The 21,219-nt window shown below is 45.8% G+C and carries 12 protein-coding genes and 1 pseudogene; 9 read left to right on the top strand and 4 right to left on the bottom strand.

Features of this window, described 5'->3' with window-relative positions; all coding sequences use genetic code 11:
- The first annotated feature begins 1,992 nt into the window (after positions 1 to 1,992).
- Positions 1,993 to 2,484: a rod shape-determining protein gene (locus tag HRU42_RS07105; protein ID WP_295029832.1), complete on the top strand. Its 492-nt coding sequence runs from the start codon at positions 1,993 to 1,995 to the stop codon at positions 2,482 to 2,484.
- A 569-nt stretch (positions 2,485 to 3,053) separates the two neighbouring features.
- Here HRU42_RS07105 and HRU42_RS07100 read toward each other — a convergent pair.
- A pseudogene (locus HRU42_RS07100) lies at positions 3,054 to 3,841 on the bottom strand (hypothetical protein).
- Between the two features lie 64 nt (positions 3,842 to 3,905).
- Between HRU42_RS07100 and ltrA the strand changes: the two are divergent.
- The 4 genes from ltrA to HRU42_RS07080 all read left to right on the top strand — a co-directional run bounded on the left by ltrA (position 3,906) and on the right by HRU42_RS07080 (position 8,142).
- Positions 3,906 to 5,039: a group II intron reverse transcriptase/maturase gene (gene ltrA, locus HRU42_RS07095; RefSeq protein WP_295029830.1), complete on the top strand. Its 1,134-nt coding sequence runs from the start codon at positions 3,906 to 3,908 to the stop codon at positions 5,037 to 5,039.
- Between the two features lie 125 nt (positions 5,040 to 5,164).
- Positions 5,165 to 5,704, top strand: a complete 540-nt coding sequence (locus tag HRU42_RS07090; RefSeq protein WP_295029828.1) for a hypothetical protein — start codon at positions 5,165 to 5,167, stop codon at positions 5,702 to 5,704.
- Positions 5,705 to 7,350: 1,646 nt separating this feature from the next.
- Positions 7,351 to 7,566, top strand: a complete 216-nt coding sequence (locus tag HRU42_RS07085; RefSeq protein ID WP_295029826.1) for a DUF6500 family protein — start codon at positions 7,351 to 7,353, stop codon at positions 7,564 to 7,566.
- Between the two features lie 252 nt (positions 7,567 to 7,818).
- On the top strand, positions 7,819 to 8,142 hold the full coding sequence (locus HRU42_RS07080) for an NADAR family protein (protein WP_295029825.1): 324 nt from the start codon (positions 7,819 to 7,821) through the stop codon (positions 8,140 to 8,142).
- 216 nt (positions 8,143 to 8,358) lie between these two features.
- Here the strand turns inward: HRU42_RS07080 and HRU42_RS07075 are convergent, their stop codons facing one another.
- The 3 genes from HRU42_RS07075 to HRU42_RS07065 form a co-directional block, all read right to left on the bottom strand.
- Positions 8,359 to 9,573 carry an RsmB/NOP family class I SAM-dependent RNA methyltransferase gene (locus HRU42_RS07075; RefSeq protein ID WP_295029823.1) on the bottom strand — a complete coding sequence of 405 codons (1,215 nt, stop codon included), beginning with the start codon at positions 9,571 to 9,573 and terminating at the stop codon, positions 8,359 to 8,361.
- A gap of 229 nt (positions 9,574 to 9,802) precedes the next feature.
- Positions 9,803 to 11,080 (bottom strand): sugar MFS transporter, encoded by a 1,278-nt coding sequence (locus HRU42_RS07070; protein ID WP_295029822.1) that lies wholly within the window; start codon positions 11,078 to 11,080, stop codon positions 9,803 to 9,805.
- A gap of 60 nt (positions 11,081 to 11,140) precedes the next feature.
- The gene (locus HRU42_RS07065) at positions 11,141 to 12,778 is read right to left on the bottom strand and encodes an alpha-glucosidase (protein ID WP_295029820.1); all 1,638 of its coding nucleotides are present in this window, start codon (positions 12,776 to 12,778) and stop codon (positions 11,141 to 11,143) included.
- Between the two features lie 491 nt (positions 12,779 to 13,269).
- On the opposite strand from HRU42_RS07065, the gene HRU42_RS07060 reads away from it, so the two are divergent.
- From HRU42_RS07060 to HRU42_RS07040, 4 genes are all read left to right on the top strand, one after another.
- Positions 13,270 to 15,999: a TonB-dependent receptor gene (locus HRU42_RS07060; protein ID WP_295029819.1), complete on the top strand. Its 2,730-nt coding sequence runs from the start codon at positions 13,270 to 13,272 to the stop codon at positions 15,997 to 15,999.
- Positions 16,000 to 16,081: 82 nt separating this feature from the next.
- On the top strand, positions 16,082 to 17,593 hold the full coding sequence (locus HRU42_RS07055) for a tryptophan halogenase family protein (RefSeq protein ID WP_295029818.1): 1,512 nt from the start codon (positions 16,082 to 16,084) through the stop codon (positions 17,591 to 17,593).
- Entirely contained in the window at positions 17,590 to 18,990 is a 1,401-nt protein-coding gene (locus tag HRU42_RS07050; RefSeq protein WP_367227153.1) for an alpha-amylase family glycosyl hydrolase, read from the top strand. Before HRU42_RS07055 ends, HRU42_RS07050 begins: the two co-directional genes overlap by 4 nt.
- 98 nt (positions 18,991 to 19,088) lie before the next feature.
- The gene (locus tag HRU42_RS07040; RefSeq protein ID WP_295029817.1) at positions 19,089 to 21,119 is read left to right on the top strand and encodes an alpha-amylase family protein; all 2,031 of its coding nucleotides are present in this window, start codon (positions 19,089 to 19,091) and stop codon (positions 21,117 to 21,119) included.
- The last annotated feature ends 100 nt before the right edge of the window (positions 21,120 to 21,219 follow it).

Below are 21,219 nucleotides of genomic sequence, written 5' to 3'. Positions count from 1 at the left end.
TTCAAATGAAGGCTAATGACATTTTCTGGTTAGCTTCTGGCTGAGTTTATATTGGGGAGTGTGTTTATAATTTTTGCTTCATGGTTATCTATAGCCTGCAGCGAGCTTATGTGTAGATACTTCTGCGAGACGCTGCAAGTCCATCCATGGAAGCTCTGCGGTTTCATCCCTGAAACCGAAGCTCGCAGCCGCATCCACACCTGTTCTTACAAGCAAAGAGTAAGCTAGTGGGTCTCTTGGATTTAACTTTGCTAATTGTCGATAATGACTCTAGGGCGCGTCTTTCCCGCAATGCGTGTGGGCGGGAATCCAGCGGTTTGGCTCGCCTTCGAATGAAGGCTAATGACATTTTCTGGTTAGCTTCTGGCTGAGTGGGTATTGGCTAGTGTATTTATGATTTTTGCTTCATGGTTATCTATAGCCTGCAGCGGGTGCCGTGCAGGGATGCACCAATGTCGTGCAGGCAGGATGCCTAAGAACGACCTTATGTGTAGATACTTCTGCGAGACGCTGCAAGTCCATCCATGGAAGCTCTGCGGTTTCATCCCTGAAACCGAAGCTCGCAGCCGCATCTACACCTGTTCTTACAAGCAAAGAGTAAGCAGTGGGTCTCTTGGATTTAACTTTGCTAATTATCGAGAGTGGGTCTAGAGTTCGTCATTCTCGTAATATGGGATAGCAATTCAACACTCGTCTTTCCCGCAATTTAATCCTCGTCTTTCCCGCAATGCTTGTGGGCGGGAATCCAGTTTCTTTGACTAGCCTTGGAGTGAAGGCTGATCACATGGTTTACTTCATGAGGCTATTTTGATATTTGGCAGAGTGTTTAAGGTCGTTCCTTCATGGTAATTTATAGCCTGCAGCAGGCCTTGATGCAGATACTTCTACGAGACGCTGCCAGTCCGTCCATGGAAGCTCTGCCAAAACATCTGACCTACATGGATAGTAGGAAATGCCGAAAAATGTAGGGAACATTTCCGGCCCTTTTTTGGAAGCTCGAAGCCGCATCTACACCTGAGTTTATCAAAGCAGGTTATTTGTTTGTTGAACCTCTATATGGGATAACAATTCAACATTCGTCATTCCCGCAATTTAATCCTCGTCATTCCCGCAATGCTTGTGGGCGGGAATCCAGCGGTTTGGCTAGCCTTGGAATGAAGGCTGGTTACATTTTTGGGTTAGCTTCTGGCTGAGTTTATATTGGGGAGTGTGTTTATAATTTTTGCTTCATGGTAATTTATAGCCTGCGGCTCGCCTAATATGTAAACACTTCTACGAGGCGGTGAATATGGCGTAGCCATGTGCTTATGAACGAGAGGCATGGATGCCGAACTGGCCTTTAGATAGGATATCATTCAAGCACATCCCTGTGGGCTCTGCCAAAACGTCCTTGTTTCGGAAGCTCGCAGCCGCGTTCACCCCCTGTTATTACTCTCTTCGATTTGGCTTTTCTCGACATGTAAAACAAGATTTTGGTCATAAATGAGTTTGTACAAAGGGTCTAGTGACCTTGCATTGATTAGAAAATGTACCCTTATTTTACTCGAATATCCTAATTCGCTCCGACCCCTTTATCCTCTGTCCGTATAGCCTCCAGAATGTTAACTTCTCCATAGTCGTCACCTCATTAGTCTACTGTGTTTATAGAAGGGGTATCCCCTTGTTTATATACAGGTATAACTGGGGTTGAGATAATTGCTATAAAAAAGATGCATAAATCGCTGGGTTAATGCATCGATAACACGAATGTGAAAATATTAATCAAATCTTATCAATAGGTTATAATGTGGTAAAAAGCGTTATGCAGACCTCGTAAACACCCGCGCATCTTTTTTATCTGATTATTTACGCTATTCTATCTGTGAGTTATGAAAATAACACATTTACAACAACCACTTAGCGGTGATAGGCTGGCGGAAAGTTAATAAGCAGACAGGAACGTTATCCTGCTGCTAATCAATAAGCTGTTAAGTGGCTCGGAGGCCGAGAGTATTGTTCACATTTTTTAGAAGTCTTTTCTCAAACGATTTACTAATTGAATTGAGTGAGAAGAAAATATTAATTAAGGTTTTTTCATCTGATACTAATTATGAAGCAGAGCCTTTTATTGCAATAGAAAAAACTAAAAAAGGCGAAGTTGTAAAAGCTATTGGAAGCGAAGCTAAACGGGATACAGCAAGCAATGTTACCGTAACAAATCCTTTTCAACATCCAAGATCTTTTATCGCAGATTTCTTTTTAGCTGAAAAAATTATTCAACATGGTGTATTTGAAATTCATAAATCTATAATTAGGCCTTCACCACGAATTATTATGCATCAACTAGAAAAAACTGAAGGTGGTTTAACTAACATAGAAGATCGAGTTTTACGCGAACTGGCTGTTGGTGCTGGAGCAAGAGAAGTAGTTATTTATTTAGGTAGTAAAATTAATACTAGCGTTGATAGTTTTAACTCAGTAAAGGCTAGAGTATCAGCCACTTAATCGGGTAGCCGGAGGTATCTAGCCTCCAGCCCCCACACCACCCTGCATGCGGCTCCGCACACGACTGAATGGATTCAGGAGGTACGAGCCCATGGATGGACGAAGGGAGAATAATGCAGGAGCAATTATCGAGAGCAACGCAGGAGCTTGTTGCCGAGGGCGGTTCATTTAGAGCGCCTAACCTAGACTTTCTGGTTAGCTTCTTTGTTTCGAGAGTGAACTGCGATCCATCCATCTCTTAGTGAACATAATCCCGCTTTGTTAACTCTTATTTCGAGCTTGGCATTACTCAGTGCTTGCTGTATCCCTGGTCAAAGATGTTAACAAAAACAATAACCAAGACACCCAATATTATTCTCTGTTAGATGGCCTGTACCTACTAGAGCCAGATTGCCAGAGAAATTCATTGCTGTTTCAATCCACCCTCCTGCCACGCCATACAATACTCAATAATGCTGTCATGAGTAAAATTTAGACTATCACATTGAAAATAAGACATAAAAATAACCAAGCAGCCGTTTGGTTATGCTTGAATATAATAATTTGAAATGGATATCTCTGGGTCTTAACTAAGTGCCATCTAGCCATCGATGACAGTTGGCGGCTCCTTGTCGGCGCTTACGGTCAGTGTTTTTCAAGATAGTGTTCACAATACACTGTTAACTCTTGGGTATTGCCCACAGGCCCTTTGAAAATCTTGGTGAACTCTTGGTTAACTATGAGGTCAGTTTTATCCAGTTTTCTGGTGGAATATTAAGTCTATTTAATATCTTGGCCGACTCTTGACTCATAGAGCCTCGCTTGCCATCTCTGACTATACGCCCTGTATCATCAACAAGTTGCAGGTAATCTTTGGCACTGAACATCAACCCTTTTGGCATATCCTGTCGTTCATCCCCCACAAATGGCAACAGTGCTTTGGGCTGTTCACCATTCATTGCAGCTTTGATTCGTTTTTGAATACTGGTGAAGTCTGAGCTTTCAGGAGTGTTCGCCATCTTGGCGCGGATTGCCCGATCTATAAATAAAGAGGGATCTAGATAGGCCATACAGGCAAGTACTGCCGCTTCATCGAGCTGGGCTAACTCCACATCAATACGTAATACGAGATGTAAATGGTTACTCCCATTTTTGTGAATCAAGAGGACGTAAGCACAAATATCAATGGCAAACACAGCTGCAAGTTCTAATAGTCGACTTTCAACCCAATCCCGTCTATGCTCATAGGATTGACCTGTGTAATGATCGACTCCGCACAAAAAAGCCTTTCTAACACAACGAGATACGCAGTGGTAAAATAATCATCTTGTTAAATAAAAAGTTCCAAACTGACTAATGATTTTCTTGGTGTCGGCATAACAAACCCTCCTCAACAACTCTGACTTAAGCGTAGTCAAAGGAGCTTCATCTGACAATCCTGGGTGTCTTGGTTGTTGTTGTCTTGGTTGTTGTTGGATCGTTTAGGTCTGCAACTCAAACAGAAATGTTATCGAGTCAATGACATCAAACGGATCTTCATTCCTAAATCGAACGGTAAATTACGCCCTTTAGGGCTACCAACGGTTGATGACAAGTTAGTGCAACAAAGTGTCAGCCAGATCCTGCAAAGCATCTGGGAGCAAGACTTTTTGCGTAATAGCTATGGCTATCGACCGAACAAAAGTGCGCATCAAGCGGTGCATAGCTTAACACTCAATCTGCAATTTAAAGGTTATGGGTACATTGTAGAGGCTGATATTAAAGGCTTCTTTGACAACCTCGACCATGAATGGCTGATGGATATGCTCAAGCAACGCATCGATGACAAGGCAATACTTAACCTGATCAACCAATGGTTAAAAGCGCGGATAAAACCCCCTGATGGTGTCTTTACAAAACCATCGAGTGGAAGTCCACAGGGAGGAATAATTAGCCCAGTATTAGCTAATATTTATCTGCATTATGCGCTAGACCTTGGGTTTGAAAAGAAAGTGAAGCCAAGGATGAAAGGCCGGGCAATGATGGTCCGCTACGCGGATGATTTTGTCTGCGCGTTTCAATTTGCTCATGATGCCGAGCTCTTTTATAAAGTGTTACCGAAACGATTGAAGAAATTCAACTTAGACGTCGCAGAAGATAAAACTTCATTGATGCGATTTAGCCGTTTCCACGTTGGCCGAAAACGTCATTTTGTATTTCTTGGTTTTGAGTTTTACTGGGGGACAGATTCAAATGGTAAATCAAGGCTCAGACGGCGAACCGCTGTGAAGAAACAGAAGGCGACACTGAGCGAATATTACCAATGGTTCAAAGCCAAGCGCTCATTAAAACTGAGGGACTGGCTGCCGCAATTAAAACGAAAACTGACAAGGTTTAGAAATTACTTCGGGCTCCCCGACAACAGCCGAAGTCTGGCAGGTATATATGACCATGTTCTGCATAGCTTATATAAATGGTTGAATAGTCGTAGTGGTCGTCGAAGTTATAACTGGAGTAATTTCAAGAAGATGTTAGAGTATTTTGAAATTGAGAGACCAAAGGTCAGCAAGAGGTTGGTGCTGATTGACTGGTACTAGGGTCGTGTTTTACACGAGCGAATATATAACTGAAGAGCCGGATGCGGTAGTTCCGCACGTCCGGATCTGTGTGGGGTCGGTCTGGCAACAGGCCGCTCTACCACGATTATGCCTCTAGGAATATGATGAAAATTTTCGAGTTTTTAGCTCAAATGAGTGAAGAAAAATTTCCAATTCGTATCGATTATCGTGATCACGTTGGTTGCGTTGATGTAGAAGTGGACGCATTTTCAGAGCGTTGGGTTGTCTCCTTTGATGAAGATGGTTTCGTTGATTTTGTCATTTATAAAGATATTGATGCACCAGACAATGAAAATGCCAAATTATTAGAATCATTATTCAATCGCCCTCAACAAGCTTGGTTAAATGCATCAAAAGATTTAGGAATAAAATTCATATCTCCTTATGTATTTCTTGGCTCTGATGGTGAGGAATACCAAATTACAGGTTGTTTACCTGAGTTTGGTGGACAAAATGGAACTTTGATTACATCCCGTAAAGATGATGAAGATGCTTGTATTGAAGCTAGTAAATTGAATGGCTTTCAAGGTACGGGACTAAACCCCGCGTACTACGACAAATATGATCGTGAACATATCATTGAAACGTTGCGAGATTGGGCTTGGAATTCTAAAGAACAAAAGCCAGAATGGTACGGTGAATAGGCTTATAATCGGGTAGCCGGAGGTATCTAGCCTCCAGCCCCCACACCACCCTGCATGCCCTTTTCATGAAGCAGCTAGGCACACACTGAATGGTCTATTTTGTTCCATACAAAATATGACATTTTCTTCTTCCCTAGAGGTCAGATTCAGGAGGTACGAGCCCATGGATGGACGAAGGGAGAATAATGCAGGAGCAATTATCGAGAGCAACGCAGGAGCTTGTTGCCGAGGGCGGTTCATTTACTCTTAGTAAAGGAATGTCCTAACCTAAACTTTCTGGTTAGCTTCTTTGTTTCGAGAGTGAACTGCGATCCATCCATCTCTTAGTGAACATAATCCCGCTTTGTTAACTCTTACTTCGAGCTTGGCATTACTCAGTGCTTGCTGTATCCCTGGTCAAAGATGTTAACAAGAGTCGAGCTTCGCCACGGCCCTTTGCTTGTGATCCCCAAAGCACTTTGTGGGGTAGGCCCTCCCACAAGCAACGGCTGATTGGATCCTGACGCCACTTTTTATAACCCCTAAGTCACATACGTACTTGACGGCGGATCCAATAGACACTCTAAGCAATATGTGACACACCTTGCTACGCGGGGCAGACTCTGCCAACTCACCTCTAGCCTACGCCTCATATGATATTTTTGTTTTTAGCATCCTGCGTCTCCCTACCTTCTCCATCCATGGAGGCGTTGTGCATCAGCTCGCACTCTCGATGAATAGAAAGGCTAGCGGCTTGACCACCAGGGATGGTGGAAATGCAGATATTGCAGGAGCAAAACATCTGCCCTTCAGACCAACCCTCACAGATAAACCCTTGCCATTCGCTAGTAGTTAACGTTACTATTTTACAAACTAAACAGTATGTTATCAAACTGTGACCTTCCTACAGAGCTGAGAACTAGTAGATAGTCACCTCATTAGTTCATGCCCATGCTGGGCGTACACAAGGGTTTTCAAGTCGAACAAATTACAGTTGGCTTTTTGTTCGTGTCCCACTTATTTTAGCCAACTGCAATTTTCCGCTTAAAACGGCGTTATTTTTTTCATTAACTATTAAGGATAATATATGTTTTCAGGTATGGTTTTTATCGGCATTATTTTACAGTTGGCAGTCGTCGTAGGGATAATCGTCTTCGCAGTCAAATTACTAAACCGTATAACAGAGATTTCAGAGTCCCAAAAATCAATCGCAAACACTCAAACTCACCTGGTTGAAATATTGGCTAACAAACAAAAACAATAACAGTAATCGCACAACAACCAAGACACCCACAATTATTTGTGACGGGTAAATATTGACTGACGATTCACGCTGGATCCGATTATGCCTAATTTGGCATAGAGCATGCCTTAATCTGTCATAGATTATTGCCTGTGACTAGCAGGTGGGATTACTGTGTGGATAAGTATAATATCTATGCAAAAGAGGATGATAATTGGTTTTACTTCGGGTAGTCTGCTGATTAATAAATTGACTGAAATGATGCTGGCAAGTAAGCAATCACCACAGATATCGCAGATGTTCAACAAGACTATCAATGAGACGCTTAATGAGACGATGTTTTGGCCTTTACGGGGGCTTTTTTAGGATAAAACATCGGCTCATTATCTAAAGCGTTGGTATTTTCGAAATATAGAAGAGCAGTATGAGAGAGAGCCTGAGATTAAAAATCATCAAAGTATGTGATGATAAAGTAGAGAAAAAAGGAACCAATGTTGGTTTGTCATTTTATGCATTTTTCGCAAATAAAAATGATGATCCTGAGCTACTCATGGAAGCTGCGGAATGGTGGATAAAGACTCAAAAGCTAGATCATTTCGAAAAAGCATTAAAAATTAAGGAAATAATTCAGTCACTGTAAGCACTATGATTTAATCACACTAACAAGCCTCTGAATTAAGATCCGCCAAGGCTGTCACGCCATTTTCTGAGCAAATTTCCCGCCAGCACATGGTTCACTTATTAGAGGGACGTTAGGCTCTAGGAAGGTATGGCTAAAATAATCTATTTCTTTAACAGAGAAGATAAGTATTATCAGTTATCAAATTTCGCTGGTTTTGGCTTCACGCTGGATAGAAGGAAAAGGCGTACTATGGAGCACTAGTTTCAGGCCATGAAGTTTGAGGGTACGGAACAGTTTGATAAGATTTTAAATTGTGGCTCACCTAAACAGGCTAAGGATTTAGGTCAATCTCGAGCTACTCCGATTCGTCAAGACTGGGACATAGTTAAAGAAGAGATTATGCTCCGAGGGTTGAGAGAGAAATTTAAATCTACTGAATTAAAAGACATATTGCTAAGTACCGGAAAGAAAGAGTTGGTTGAAAATTCTCCATATGACAAATATTGGGGGATTGGCCCGAATGGTAAAGGCAAAAACAAATTAGGTGTACTTCTTATGGAATTGAGAGCGGAGCTTAAACGTGAAAAAGCCTAATCGGGTAGCCGGAGGTATCTAGCCTCTAGCCCCCACACTAGCCAGCATGCCATTTTCATGAAGTAGCACTGGATCCCTCGGTTAAATGTAAACCCGAGGAACTTGCTTTGACCGACCTTAACCACTTGGCTTTTCTGTTCGGCCTAAAGCCCCAGCTGGCGCAAGAACTCGCTAAACAATATCGAATCCACACTGACAGCACTATTTAGCCAGGTTTTACTCAGAGATACGTTCCAGCTTTGCCAGATAGAAGCCATCGAACCCAGAATCAGCCACGCTGATATTCTCGTCTTCAATAAGCTTGAAATGCTCATTTTCAGCCAGGAAGGCATCAATCTGCTCTCGGTTCTCCTCAGGCATGATAGAGCAAGTGGCGTAGATTAACATGCCACCCACTTTTACCATGCGGCTATAACTTTGCAGGATGTGTTTCTGTAGCGCAACCAACACGGGTAATCGCTCTGGAGTGTCACGCCACTTAGCATCCGGGTTACGTTTAAGTACCCCAAGGCCTGAACACGGCACATCGAGCAGCACACGATCGGCGCTGAGCTTAAGACGCTTGATGGTCTTAGAGCTGGCGATGATGCGGGTCTCTACGTTATGCGCGTTGGCGCGGCGAGCGCGCTGTTTCAGACTGTCGAGTTTCCACTGCTCCACATCCATGGCCAGTAAACGTCCCTTGCCCTGCATCTGAGCCGCGATGGACAGAGTCTTGCCACCAGCGCCGGCACAGGCATCGATAACTCGCATACCCGGCTTAGCATCGACTGCCGCTGCCACAAGTTGTGAACCGGCATCTTGCTGCTCGAACCACCCCTTCTTGAAACTCTCGGTACGAAACAGTGCCGAATCAGAGGTGACTTCCAGTGCAGTATCGACGCCCTCGACCTCTTTGGTTTGCACTTGCTCATTTCTCAGCTTCTTGCCTAAGTCTTCACGAGTACACTTGAGAAGGTTCACGCGTAAATATCGCTTAGGTTGCGTACTTAGCGCCGCTCTCTCTTTCGCCCACGCATCACCAAGCTGGGCCTGACCCATGGTATCTAGCCACTCAGGACAACCATCCCACAAGGCGGCTTGCGTTTTGGCTTTTTCCAAACGGTCAAAATATTCTCTCTCATCCACCGGTAATGCATATTGCATCTTAGGCAGCTCGAGTTCATGGAACATGTGCCACACATTGAGCAGACGTGTGCCTAGGCGTGACATCTCCTCATGTTTCACATCGGACAGATAGCAATAGAGATTTAATTTACGCAGAATATCTCCGGCAACCACTGTGATACGGGCCTGTTCAGACGGCGCTAATTGTAAGCCCGAGAAATGATGAGAGTAGGCTCTGTCTAAGGGTTTACCTTCAGATAAAACCATATCTAAAACATTGATGACTAGTTCGGTCGAGCTGGGAGAAAGTGGTGAGTTAAGCATGAAATCGCCTGCGGTGGATGGCTGAAAATATAAGACAGAAATAAAAACGTGTGGATCATAGGAGCTAAGCCTTCAATACGCAAGTAAAGACTGAGCCAGCCCTGAGTATTTTTAAGCGATAGTCCCTATTTGATTAACCATCAGCAAAATGGCAACCCTAAGGTCGCCATTAATTATTGCTTAAGTTTAATAGCATCCACTCGCTGTTTTAACCTTAGCGGGTCTAGTCTTAAGTCTTCGAACCTTTGATGCCATAGAACAAGATAAAGCCATAACAGATGATAGGTAAGAAGAAAGCCTGTTGGATCCCAATGGCATCGGCCGTCACGCCTTGAAGCAGTGGCAGGATTGCGCCGCCAACAATAGCCAGGCACAAGATGCCAGAGCCTTGTGATGTATGAGGCCCCAGATCCCGTAATGCTAGGCTAAAGATGGTCGGGAACATAATGGAGTTAAACAAGCCAACCGCCAGTATCGCCCACATGGCCACACTGCCAGTGCTTGTCATGGCCACGGCAATCAACAGAGCGGCCATTAGCGCATTAAAGGCCAGCACCTTACCCGCTTCGACTTTTTGCATTACCACCGAGCCGATGAAGCGTCCAATCATGGCGCCACCCCAGTAATAGGCAATATAGTGCGCCGCATCGGCTTCTTTCAATCCGGCAATATGACTCTCACCGAGAAAATTCACCAGGAAGCTACCGATAGAAACCTCGGCGCCCACATAGACAAAAATGCCCACAGCCCCCAATACCAGATGGGTCGATTGCAGCGCGCTGGTCTTGCCCTTATAGCTTATCTGGCCAGTATCATCTGCGATGTGGGTCTCTATCTTTGGCAGTTTCAGTTTGGCGAAGACCAGGGCCAAGGTTGCCAACAGGCCCGAAAGCAAGAGGTAAGGCAGTTTAACCACCTCGGCTTCTGCCTGAGCGTGAACCAGTTCGGATGCTGCCGAAGAGGCCACAGACAATATTAATACTGCGCCAAAGAAAGGCGCGACTGTGGTGCCTAAGGCGTTGAACGCTTGCGTCAAATTCAAACGACTCGATGCAGTCTCACTGCTACCCATGGCATTAACATAGGGATTTGCTGCGACCTGTAATAGAGTGATCCCCGAAGCCAGCACAAATAATGCGCCTAAGAAGAGCCCGTAGGTGGCAAATTCTGCGGCAGGATAAAACAAGGCGCAGCCCAGACTCGCGATCACCAGCCCAGTCACTATGCCTTTTTGATAGCCTAAGCGCTTAACCAGCTTACCGGCAGGGATCGACACCAGAAAATAGGCACCGAAGAAACAGAACTGGATCAGCATGGCCTCGGTGTAGCTAAGGGAGAAGACTGCCTTAAGGTGTGGGATCAAGATGTCATTGAGACAAGTGATAAATCCCCACATAAAAAATAGCGAGGTCAGTGAAACTAAGGCGAAGCGGTAACTCCCTTGGGAGTCACTGCCCGCAGCGGCCCCTGAATTGCTCGTTGTAGCCGGACTATACGATGAAGCCATCTTGTGATTCTCTTATGTTATTTTGACAATATTGGTGTTGATATTAAATGTGAATCCATTTCACTTCAATTTAACATATAAACAACCAAACCCAGGCAAATAGATCTCATTATCGATAATATCTCCCTCAAGCAAGCCGTGTCCTGTGATGATTTGCTCTCGACTAAGCTCTCCAAGACTGGCGGGTAAACTCTGATAGCCAACTGACTTGGCCGAAAGATTAAAGCACACCAGGCTCCTTTGCTCGGCCGTTTCTCTGATGAAGACAAGAATAGGCTCTGGGGCATCAATAAAATTGATACTTCCTGTCATTAATGCCTGCTGTTGTTGACGCCAACGGAGAAACTGACGATACGCATTGAGCACAGAGGCTTCATCCGATTCTTGTAGATCGACCGACAAGGCCAGATGACGCTCAGACACGGGTAACCAAGGTATGGTGTCACTGAAACCCGCATTGGGCTTGTCATGTAACCAGGGCATGGGCGTACGACATCCATCCCGGCCCTTAAACATGGGCCAAAACGCGATACCGAAAGGATCTTGCAGCTGATGAAACTCAATAGAGGCTTCACCTAGGCCCAACTCCTCCCCTTGATAGCTACAAACACTGCCTCGCAATGAACATAGCATGGCCGTGAGCATCTTTATCATCGCCGATTGAGTATTGCCTTTTCCCCAGCGGCTAACGACGCGCTGTACATCGTGATTACCTATCGCCCAGCAAGGCCAACCATCACCAATACTCGCCTCGAGCGCCTCTACAGTCTGCTTAATATAGCCAGCACTAAAATCATCGGTCAATAATTCGAAGCTGTAAGCCATATGTAACCTATGCTCACCCCGGGTATATTCGGCCATGGTAGCCAAAGAATCTTCAGATGAGACTTCACCTAACGTCACCGCACCTGGGTAACGGTCAATGAGGCCGCGCAAATCTTCGATAAAGGCTACTGTCTCAGGCCGGGTATTATTGTAATAATGATATTGATAGGCATAGGGATTATCTTCACTAAAGCCCCTTCCCTGACGCTTATCTTTAGGCTTAGCCGGGTTATCTCTCAGGTCTTGATCGTGATAACAGAAAGTTATAGCGTCGAGTCTAAAACCATCGACCCCCTTCTTGAGCCAAAATTCGACGTTATCGAGCACGGCTTGTCTGACATCGGCATTGTGGAAATTCAGATCAGGCTGACTGGTGAGGAAATTATGCAAGTAATATTGCTGTCTCCTAGGCTCCCATTCCCAGGCTCCACCACCAAAAATGGCTAACCAGTTATTGGGCGCCGTGCCGTCATCCTTAGGATCGGCCCATACGTACCAGTCCTGCTTATGGTTGGTGCGACTCTCCCTGCTGTCTATAAACCAGTCATGCTGATCGGAGGTGTGACTCAGTACCTGATCGATAATCACCTTGAGCCCAAGACCGTGAGCCTTAGCGATAAGCGCATCGAAATCATCCATGGTGCCAAACAGAGGGTCCACCGCCAGGTAATCGCTGATGTCATAGCCAAAATCTTTCATCGGCGACTTAAAGAAGGGAGAGATCCAGATAGCATCGACATTCAGACTCGCGATATAGTCGAGTTTAGCTATGATCCCCTGCAGGTCGCCTACACCGTCACCATTGGAGTCCATCAAGCTACGCGGATAGATCTGGTAGATGACGGCGCCCCGCCACCAAGAAACTTGAGTCATTGTCGCCCCTAATAAAAACCTAAAGATATGTAACAAACTCAGCGGCCCCAGCAACACCTTATTGCTTTAACGTTGGTTTGAGGTTACCGGCTGCATATCCTATTTGAATAAGACCAGCATACGTGAAGAGGGAAATAGGCTTCAATATCTCTGCATACGTATGCATAACGTCCCTTACTGCCAGACATGTACCGCCAATCAGGTTAACCCAATATTTAACAAAAACTTAACCCTACTTCCTCCTTGGTAAATATCAGCCATCCACCCCATGAATCGCCTGCTTTTACAGCAGCTGAATCTTTTGAATACGTATGCACAAGATTGTTTTGCTAGGATAAGCGGGAGTAACATCTTCACCGTACCTTAACAAATGCAATACAAGCACAATATCAGGCAGCTCTAATTCACAATCTCATATGCATTATCTGTGTTTTGCCGTGACTGCTAAGAATAAAAATTAAAAGTGAACAGAGTAAATAAGGGGAAGATGTATGTTTAAATGTAAACCTAGCTTGCTAACCATAGCGCTCATTGCTGCCGGCGCTAGCATGCACACCTACGCTGCCGATGACACCAAACAAATAGCGTCGACCATTGAAGAAGAGTCCATCGAAGTCATCCAAGTGACCGGCATACGCCGTAGCTTGAAAGAATCACAATCGCTAAAAATGACGTCTTCTTCCATCGTTGAAGCCATCTCAGCAGAAGACATAGGTAAGCTACCCGATGTGAGTATTGCAGAGTCTCTTGCTCGCCTACCCGGTGTAACGGCCCAGCGTCTCGATGGTCGTGCCAATGTCATCTCTATTCGAGGCATGGGACCTGACTTCACCACGGCCACATTAAATGGTCGCGAGCAAGCGTCGGTCAATGACAACCGCAGCGTAGAATTTGACCAATACCCGTCCGAATTATTAAATCGCGTTGTAGTCTATAAGACACCCGATGCATCAGTCATGGCACAAGCCATCGGTGGTACGGTTGATATGCAAACCATCAGTCCATTAAGTCATGGTGAGCAGACGTTTGCCATCGGCTTACGGGGTGAGATGAATGACTTAGGCGCCCTCAACAGTGGCTCAGAAGATAAAGGCTACCGTGCGAGTGTCTCGTACATTGACCAGTTTGCCGATGACACTATTGGTATTGCCTTAGGTTATGCACGCATGCAGTCGCCTAACCAGGAAGAGCGCTGGCAAGCATGGGGTTATCCGGAAAATGACGAAGGTATCAGCGTCTTAGGTGGCGCTAAACCCTTCGTACGTTCCAGCGAGCTAAAACGTGATGGTGTGTTAGCTGTGTTTGAATATGCACCCAATGATGTATTCCATTCCGTGGTCGATATTTATTATTCGAAATTTACCGATGACCAACGCTTACGCGGTATTGAAATTCCGGCGGCTTGGGGAGCCAATGGTGGAGTTGAAGCCTCTAAAATTGAAAATGGGCTAGTGACCGAAGGGATCATTAGAGGAGCCGAAGTTGTCGTCCGTAATGATGTCAACCAGCGCGATGCTGAGTCATTAGCTATCGGTTGGAATAACGCCTTCTCAATCAATGATAACTGGAGTATTGAGGCTGATATCTCAATGTCAAAAGCTGAACGTACTGATCTGGGTATGGAGAGCTACAGTGGCACTGGACGTGGAACGGGAGTCGGTGCCGTTGACGATCTGGGTTTCGCTTATAACGGTAATGGTAGCTACCATTTTTCTCACAGCCTTGATTATGCCGATCCCAATGTGATTAAACTGGGCGACCCACTCGGTTGGGGTAGCCCTTTGGGCGCCAACACCCAAGATGGCTTCATTAACAAACCTGAAATTGAAGATGAATTAACCTCGTTCCGTTTAAGTGCTGAATATATATTTGATCAAGGCGCAGTGCGCAGTGTTGAGTTCGGTGTTAATCGTACTAACCGTGAAAAGACTAAGCTAGATAAGGGTTATTACTTAACCCTAAAAGGATATGACGGTACCGATCCTAACTATGTCATGACGGTACCTGAGCAATATTTATTGGACCCTACCTCACTCGACTTCTTCGGCATGGGAGACGTATTAAGCTACGACTCTTTAGCCTTTTATAATGATGGCAACTACATTGAAACTGACGTAGCAGATGTAGATTTATCCCGAGCGACCAACTCATGGGCAGTCTATGAAGAAGTCTCTACGGCTTACATCATGGCGAACCTAGAGTCAGAATTATTCGGTTTCCCCTTCACCGGTAACCTAGGTTTGCAGGCCGTACATACAGACCAAAGCTCCGACGGTACCGTCGCGACGGTTGCCAATGGCGCAGTGATCTTAACGGATCGCACCGCAGGAGACTCCTATCTTGAATGGCTCCCCAGTGTCAACTTAAGCTTTGAAATCGCTGACGATCAAGTGCTGCGTTTGGCGGCTTCTCGCACCATGACTCGCGCGCGTATGGATCAAATGAATGCTAACGTTCATTTTAGTTACAATGAAAATCCAAACGATGGTGTGAACTGGTCAGGTGGCGCGGGTAACCCTGAGCTGCGTCCCTGGTTAGCCCGTCAATATGACATAAGCTACGAAAACTATTTCAGCGACCAAGGTTACTTCGCTTTAGCCTTTTTCTATAAGGATTTAGAAAACTACGTCTATGACCAGCAGTCTAACTTCGATTTTAGTAGCATTTTACCCCAAGCCCCGGGTGACAACCCTATCGGTGTCGTCTCTCAACCACAAAATGGTGACGGGGGCTATATTCAGGGTATCGAAGTATCCTTGTCACTGGATTTCGGCATGTTCGCCGACGTACTCGACGGGTTTGGTACGGTATTGAGTGGTGCTTATAACGACAGTGAAGTGAAAGAAACACCCGACAGTGACCCGACTGCCCTACCCGGTTTGTCGGAGAAAACCTTCAATGCGACGGTTTACTATGAGAATGCGGGCTTCGAAGCACGCATCAGTTCTCGCTATCGCTCCGACTTCCTCGGTGAAGTCACCCAGATCAGCTTGCAACGCGTCAATGTCAATATCAAAGCTGAAACGGTTGTGGATGCTCAAATCGGTTACAACTTCTCTGCCAGTGGTATTGATGCTCTGTACGGATTATCGGTCGTTATGCAGGTGAGTAACCTAACCAACGAGCCCTTTACTTCGTACACCGGTGATGATCAACGCTTGGTGCGTGATTATCAAAATTATGGACGTAATTACATGCTCGGTATGAACTACAAGTTCTAATAAGGCATGACCCTTGAGCCTCTGTAAGTTTTTACGGAGGCTTTTTAGGTTAGCGAAACCTGTCATCAAGGAGGCGATTACGATGAATACCAAGCATATAAAAGACATTGTAATTGTAGGTGGTGGCACGTCGGGCTGGATGACCGCCGCCATGCTATCGAGACTATTTAAATCACAAATTAACATCACCCTGGTTGAATCAGCAGAGATAGGGACCATAGGCGTAGGCGAAGCGACCATACCTCCCCTACAAATCTTCAATGATGTGTTGGGAATTAACGAAGCCGACTTCATTAAACACACCCAAGCGACCTATAAGCTAGGCATAGAATTTACACACTGGGGCGCACAGCATGAAAGCTACATGCACGCCTTTGGCAATATGGGTAAAGATATTGGTTTTACCCAGTTTCACCACTATTGGATGAAATCGAAACCTTCCAGCCCAAGCCAATTGTGGGACTTTTCACTCAATTTTCAAGCCGCAAAAAACAATAAATTCTGTGTCATGGATAACGTTATAGGCTCTCCTCTCGCTGGCATCACCCATGCGTACCATTTCGATGCGCATTTATACGCAAAAATGCTGCGGCGTTACAGCGAAACGCGAGGTGTGCGACGTATCGAAGGCTTGATCACATCGAGTCAACTTGCTGATGATGGCGGTATAGAGTCCATTACCCTGAAGAATAATCTCTGTATTAACGCTGACTTTTTTATTGATTGCTCTGGATTTTCCGCCCTACTCATCGACAAACAACTCAAGGTGGGTTATGAAAACTGGCAGCACTGGTTGCCTTGTGATGCAGCCTACGCAGTGCCTTGCGAACCCGTGGCACCGATCACACCATATACCCGTTCTACCGCCCATGATGCGGGTTGGCAATGGCGGATCCCATTACAAAACCGCACCGGTAATGGCCTGGTATATTGCAGTAAATACATGAGCGATGAGGATGCAAAACAATTATTACTCGACAATCTCGACGGTTCCCCCCTAGCAGAACCGAAGAAAATTTCTTTTAAAACAGGTAGAAGAAAAAAACAGTGGTACAAAAACTGTGTTGCAATTGGCCTATCCAGCGGATTTCTAGAACCGCTGGAATCCACCAGCCTGCACCTCGTTCAATCAGCGATTATCAGGTTGAGCAAATTATTTCCCCATCGAGGGATACATCAGCAAAGTGTTGATGAATTTAATCGACAATCGCAATTAGAGTTTGAACAAGTGCGCGACTTCATCATTTTGCACTATCACCTCAATCAAAAAAATGGCCAAGATGATTTATGGCAGCAATGTCGTGACATGTCGATCCCTGACAGCCTGCAACACAAGATAGACTTGTTTAAAGCCACAGGCACTGTTTTTAGGCATCAAGATGAATTATTTACCGAGGCTGCCTGGATACAAGTGATGTTAGGACAAGGTATTTATCCTGGCGATCATCATCCCCTTGCCAATACGATCAGTGATACCGATCTCCAGCAGTTTTTATCCAATGTCAGCAAAATCATAAATCGCACTGTCGACAAGATGCCTGAACACGCGCAATTTATTCAGGGCTTACACTCAAGACCCAAGGCGGAAAAATGAACTTACCATCTAGTCCAATCTCGCATTTATTTGTACTCAGCATCCTGTTCAGTTCGTTTTCATCGGCAGAGATAAACGGGTTTAACGTCGAACCTGAGTCCTGGTGGGCGGGAATGCATAACAGCCAGCTGCAACTGCTTGTCTACGGCGAAGACATCCATCACCTGCAGGTAAAATTAATTAAAGCCAGTGATATTAAGCTATTAGGTGTCGATAAAACATCGAGTCACGATCACTTATTTATCAAACTTGATCTCGCTAATGCCAAACCACAAACCATTGAAGTTGGCTTATATGACCAGAGCGTGCTTATCAAAACCTTTGCCTACACGATTAATCCCCGTGCAGAGGGCTCCAGAGAACGCCAAGGTTTCAGCAATAAGGACGTTATCTACCTGATCACCCCTGACAGGTTTGTCAATGGCGATCCTGACAATGACAATCACCCCCAGATGCTGGAACGGCTTAAGCGTAAAGATGTCAACGGGCGTCACGGCGGAGACATACAAGGCATCGAAAATAGTCTAGATTACCTCGCTAAACTAGGCGTCACTCAGCTTTGGATAAACCCACTGCTGGAGAACAATCAAGACAAATACTCTTACCACGGCTACTCGACCACAGATCACTATCGCATCGACCCAAGATTTGGTAGCAATGAAGATTATCGTCAACTGATCACCCGCGCCAAAGAGAAAGGCATTGGCATCATTAAAGACATAGTGGTTAACCACATAGGCTCCAATCATAGATGGATGAAAAACCTGCCCAGCTCGAGCTGGATAAACGGCTACCCAGCAGCACAAGATAACGCCCAGATCACATACACCACACACAGACGCACCACAGTTCAAGACCCCTACGCGGCTCAGTCAGATCACAGTCATTTCGTCGATGGTTGGTTTGTCGACTCGATGCCAGATCTCAACCAACAAGATCCCCTGCTCGCCACTTACCTCATTCAAAATAGCATCTGGTGGATCGAATACGCCGGGTTAAGCGGCATACGTGAAGATACCTACTCCTATGCCGATAAGGCCTTCCTCAGCACCTGGTCTAACGCCATCATGAGCGAATACCCAAATTTCAATATCGTCGGAGAAGAGTGGACCAGTAACCCCATCACAGTTTCCTATTGGCAGGCAGGTAAACGCAACCAAGATGGCGTCTATGTCTATTTTAGGTTTAATGATGATGACACTGTGATGGTGATCATCAATAAGAATGATACGCCTGTGTCTCTGGCTACCGCGCGCTTTCACACTCAGCTTGATGGCTTTAATTCAGGGGTCGATGTGATCACCCATGAGCGTGTGCTGTTAAACACATCAGCGAACGCTCAGGTAAGACTCCACCTACCCGCACGTGGGGTGCAGGTCTTATCCTTGCAGCGCTAGCCTGAACACGTATGTGGGCTGCCCTACAAATAAAACAAACAAGACGCATAAATAACACCATCAACATGCAGAATAAGTTGAACCAGTCTATGAGAATAATGAATACAGTGACCACCTCGATATGCGCTCAATCATGGGCCACATCGCGAAAAATGGTGATCCTAGCCACCTTGCTGACAGGGTACTCAACGGCCACAGCCGGAGTGCCGGCACAAGCCATGAACGGCGAAAAAACAAATAGCAAGCATGTCGAGCAGTCAGCTAAGCCGGTGATCTACCAAGTTTTCAGCCGATTATTTGGCAACAAGAATAGCAACAATAAGCCCTGGGGCACCATGGCAGAAAATGGCATAGGCAAATTCAGTGACTTCGATGATATCGCCCTCAAGAGTATTCAGTCTTTAGGCGTCACCCACATCTGGTATACGGGCGTGCCCCATCATGCCTTGATCCGTGACTACAGCCAACACGGCATAGGTAATGACGATCCCGACGTGGTCAAGGGCCGGGCGGGGTCGCCCTATGCGGTGAAAGACTACTATAACGTCAATCCAGATCTGGCCGATGACCCCGCCAATCGATTAAATGAATTCAAGGCCCTTATCCAGCGCACTCATCAACATAACATCAAGGTGATCATAGATATCGTGCCCAACCATGTGGCGCGCCGTTATGCGTCCACCTCAATGCCGGTAGGCGTTAATAACTTAGGCGAAAATGACAACACACGCGTCGAGTACGCCAAAAACAATAACTTTTATTACGTCACTGGCGCCTCGTTTCAAGTGCCCGACCTAGGTAAGAGCAAACCACTGAACGGTGAAGCACATCCACTGAGTGACGGTCAGTTTGATGAATTCCCTGCAAAATGGACCGGCAATGGTTCACGCCTCGCCAAACCCGATGCCAATGATTGGTATGAAACGGTGAAGATCAATTACGGCGTCAAGCCTGATGGACGCCACGACTTCCCTACTCTGCCCAGAGAGTATGCCAAGCTAGATGTCTCTGCTCACTATCAGTTCTGGCAAGGCATCGATGAAGCTCAGCTACCCAACTCTTGGGTCAAGTTCAAACAAATAACAGATTTTTGGTTAAGTATAGGCGTCGATGGCTTTCGTTACGACATGGCGGAAATGGTCCCGGTGGAATTTTGGAGTTACCTCAACAGCCATATCAAGCAGATAAACCCCGATGCCTTCTTACTGGCTGAAGTGTATAACCCAGCACTGTTTCGTGACTATATTCACCTAGGCAAGATGGACTACCTCTATGATAAGGTCGACCTGTATGACACCCTTAAAGCCATCATTCAAGGGAAGCAATCGACATCAGCCATTGAGACAGATAGGCTAAGAGTCGCAGACATCGCTCCCCACATGCTGCACTTCTTGGAAAATCACGACGAGCAGCGTATCGCCAGCGCCGAATTTGCCGGAGACCCTTTCGCCGCCCTGCCCGCCATGGTGGTATCACTCACCCTGAGTGAGTCCCCGACGCTCATCTATTTTGGCCAGGAAGTCGGCGAAGATGGCAGCGAGAACGCGGGCTTTGGCACACCGTCGCGCACCAGCATCTTCGATTATATCGGCGTGCCAGCACATCAGCGCTTTATGAACGGCGGTAAGTTCGATGGCGGCCAATCGACCAAGGATGAGTTAGCACTCAGGGATTATTACGCCCGCCTGTTAAACCTTAGCCACACGGCCCCCGCCTTGCTCGGTGAATACTATGATCTAGATACGATCAATCGTGTTCATGGCAGCGAAAAACTCAGTCAAGCCCATGATCAGACTCAAATAGGCCGATCTGGCTCTGACTATGACTATGACTATCAATATGATGACATGACGTTCGCCTTCGCCCGTTTCAGCCAAGACCAGCAGTTAGTGATCGTCAGTAACTTCAGTCGTACACACGGCAAAGCGTTTACACTCAAGCTGCCCGCGGACTTGATCGCTCAGTGGCGAGTCAAACCCGGTCATTACCCTTTGGATGATTTGCTTGCAGAGCCGTTAAATCAGCCGCTAAACCAACTCAAACCCCATAAGCTTGTTATTGATGGCGCAGGCACAGGATGGCTAGAGATTCAACTTAAGCCGTTAGGATCTAAGATACTGTCGCTATAATCTACGCGGGTAATGTCAGCACAACACACACAAATAACCATAAGCGCAAAGAAACAAAAACACAAAAAAGGCAGGTGAATTCACCCGCCTTACTGTTTCA

The sequence above is a fragment of the Shewanella sp. genome (genome assembly GCF_013214165.1).
GTDB lineage: Bacteria > Pseudomonadota > Gammaproteobacteria > Enterobacterales > Shewanellaceae > Shewanella.
This window is presented reverse-complemented; position numbering and strand designations above follow the sequence as displayed.

What these genes read in the sequence shown, in the direction of transcription:
- HRU42_RS07090 (WP_295029828.1), top strand. Translation starts at nt 5,165, where the DNA reads ATGAAAATTTTCGAGTTTTTAGCTCAAATGAGTGAAGAAAAATTTCCA.
- HRU42_RS07085 (WP_295029826.1), top strand. Translation starts at nt 7,351, where the DNA reads ATGAGAGAGAGCCTGAGATTAAAAATCATCAAAGTATGTGATGATAAA.
- HRU42_RS07080 (WP_295029825.1), top strand. Translation starts at nt 7,819, where the DNA reads ATGAAGTTTGAGGGTACGGAACAGTTTGATAAGATTTTAAATTGTGGC.
- HRU42_RS07075 (WP_295029823.1), bottom strand. Translation starts at nt 9,573, where the DNA reads ATGCTTAACTCACCACTTTCTCCCAGCTCGACCGAACTAGTCATCAAT.
- HRU42_RS07070 (WP_295029822.1), bottom strand. Translation starts at nt 11,080, where the DNA reads ATGGCTTCATCGTATAGTCCGGCTACAACGAGCAATTCAGGGGCCGCT.
- HRU42_RS07065 (WP_295029820.1), bottom strand. Translation starts at nt 12,778, where the DNA reads ATGACTCAAGTTTCTTGGTGGCGGGGCGCCGTCATCTACCAGATCTAT.
- HRU42_RS07060 (WP_295029819.1), top strand. Translation starts at nt 13,270, where the DNA reads ATGTTTAAATGTAAACCTAGCTTGCTAACCATAGCGCTCATTGCTGCC.
- HRU42_RS07055 (WP_295029818.1), top strand. Translation starts at nt 16,082, where the DNA reads ATGAATACCAAGCATATAAAAGACATTGTAATTGTAGGTGGTGGCACG.
- HRU42_RS07050 (WP_367227153.1), top strand. Translation starts at nt 17,590, where the DNA reads ATGAACTTACCATCTAGTCCAATCTCGCATTTATTTGTACTCAGCATC.
- HRU42_RS07040 (WP_295029817.1), top strand. Translation starts at nt 19,089, where the DNA reads ATGAATACAGTGACCACCTCGATATGCGCTCAATCATGGGCCACATCG.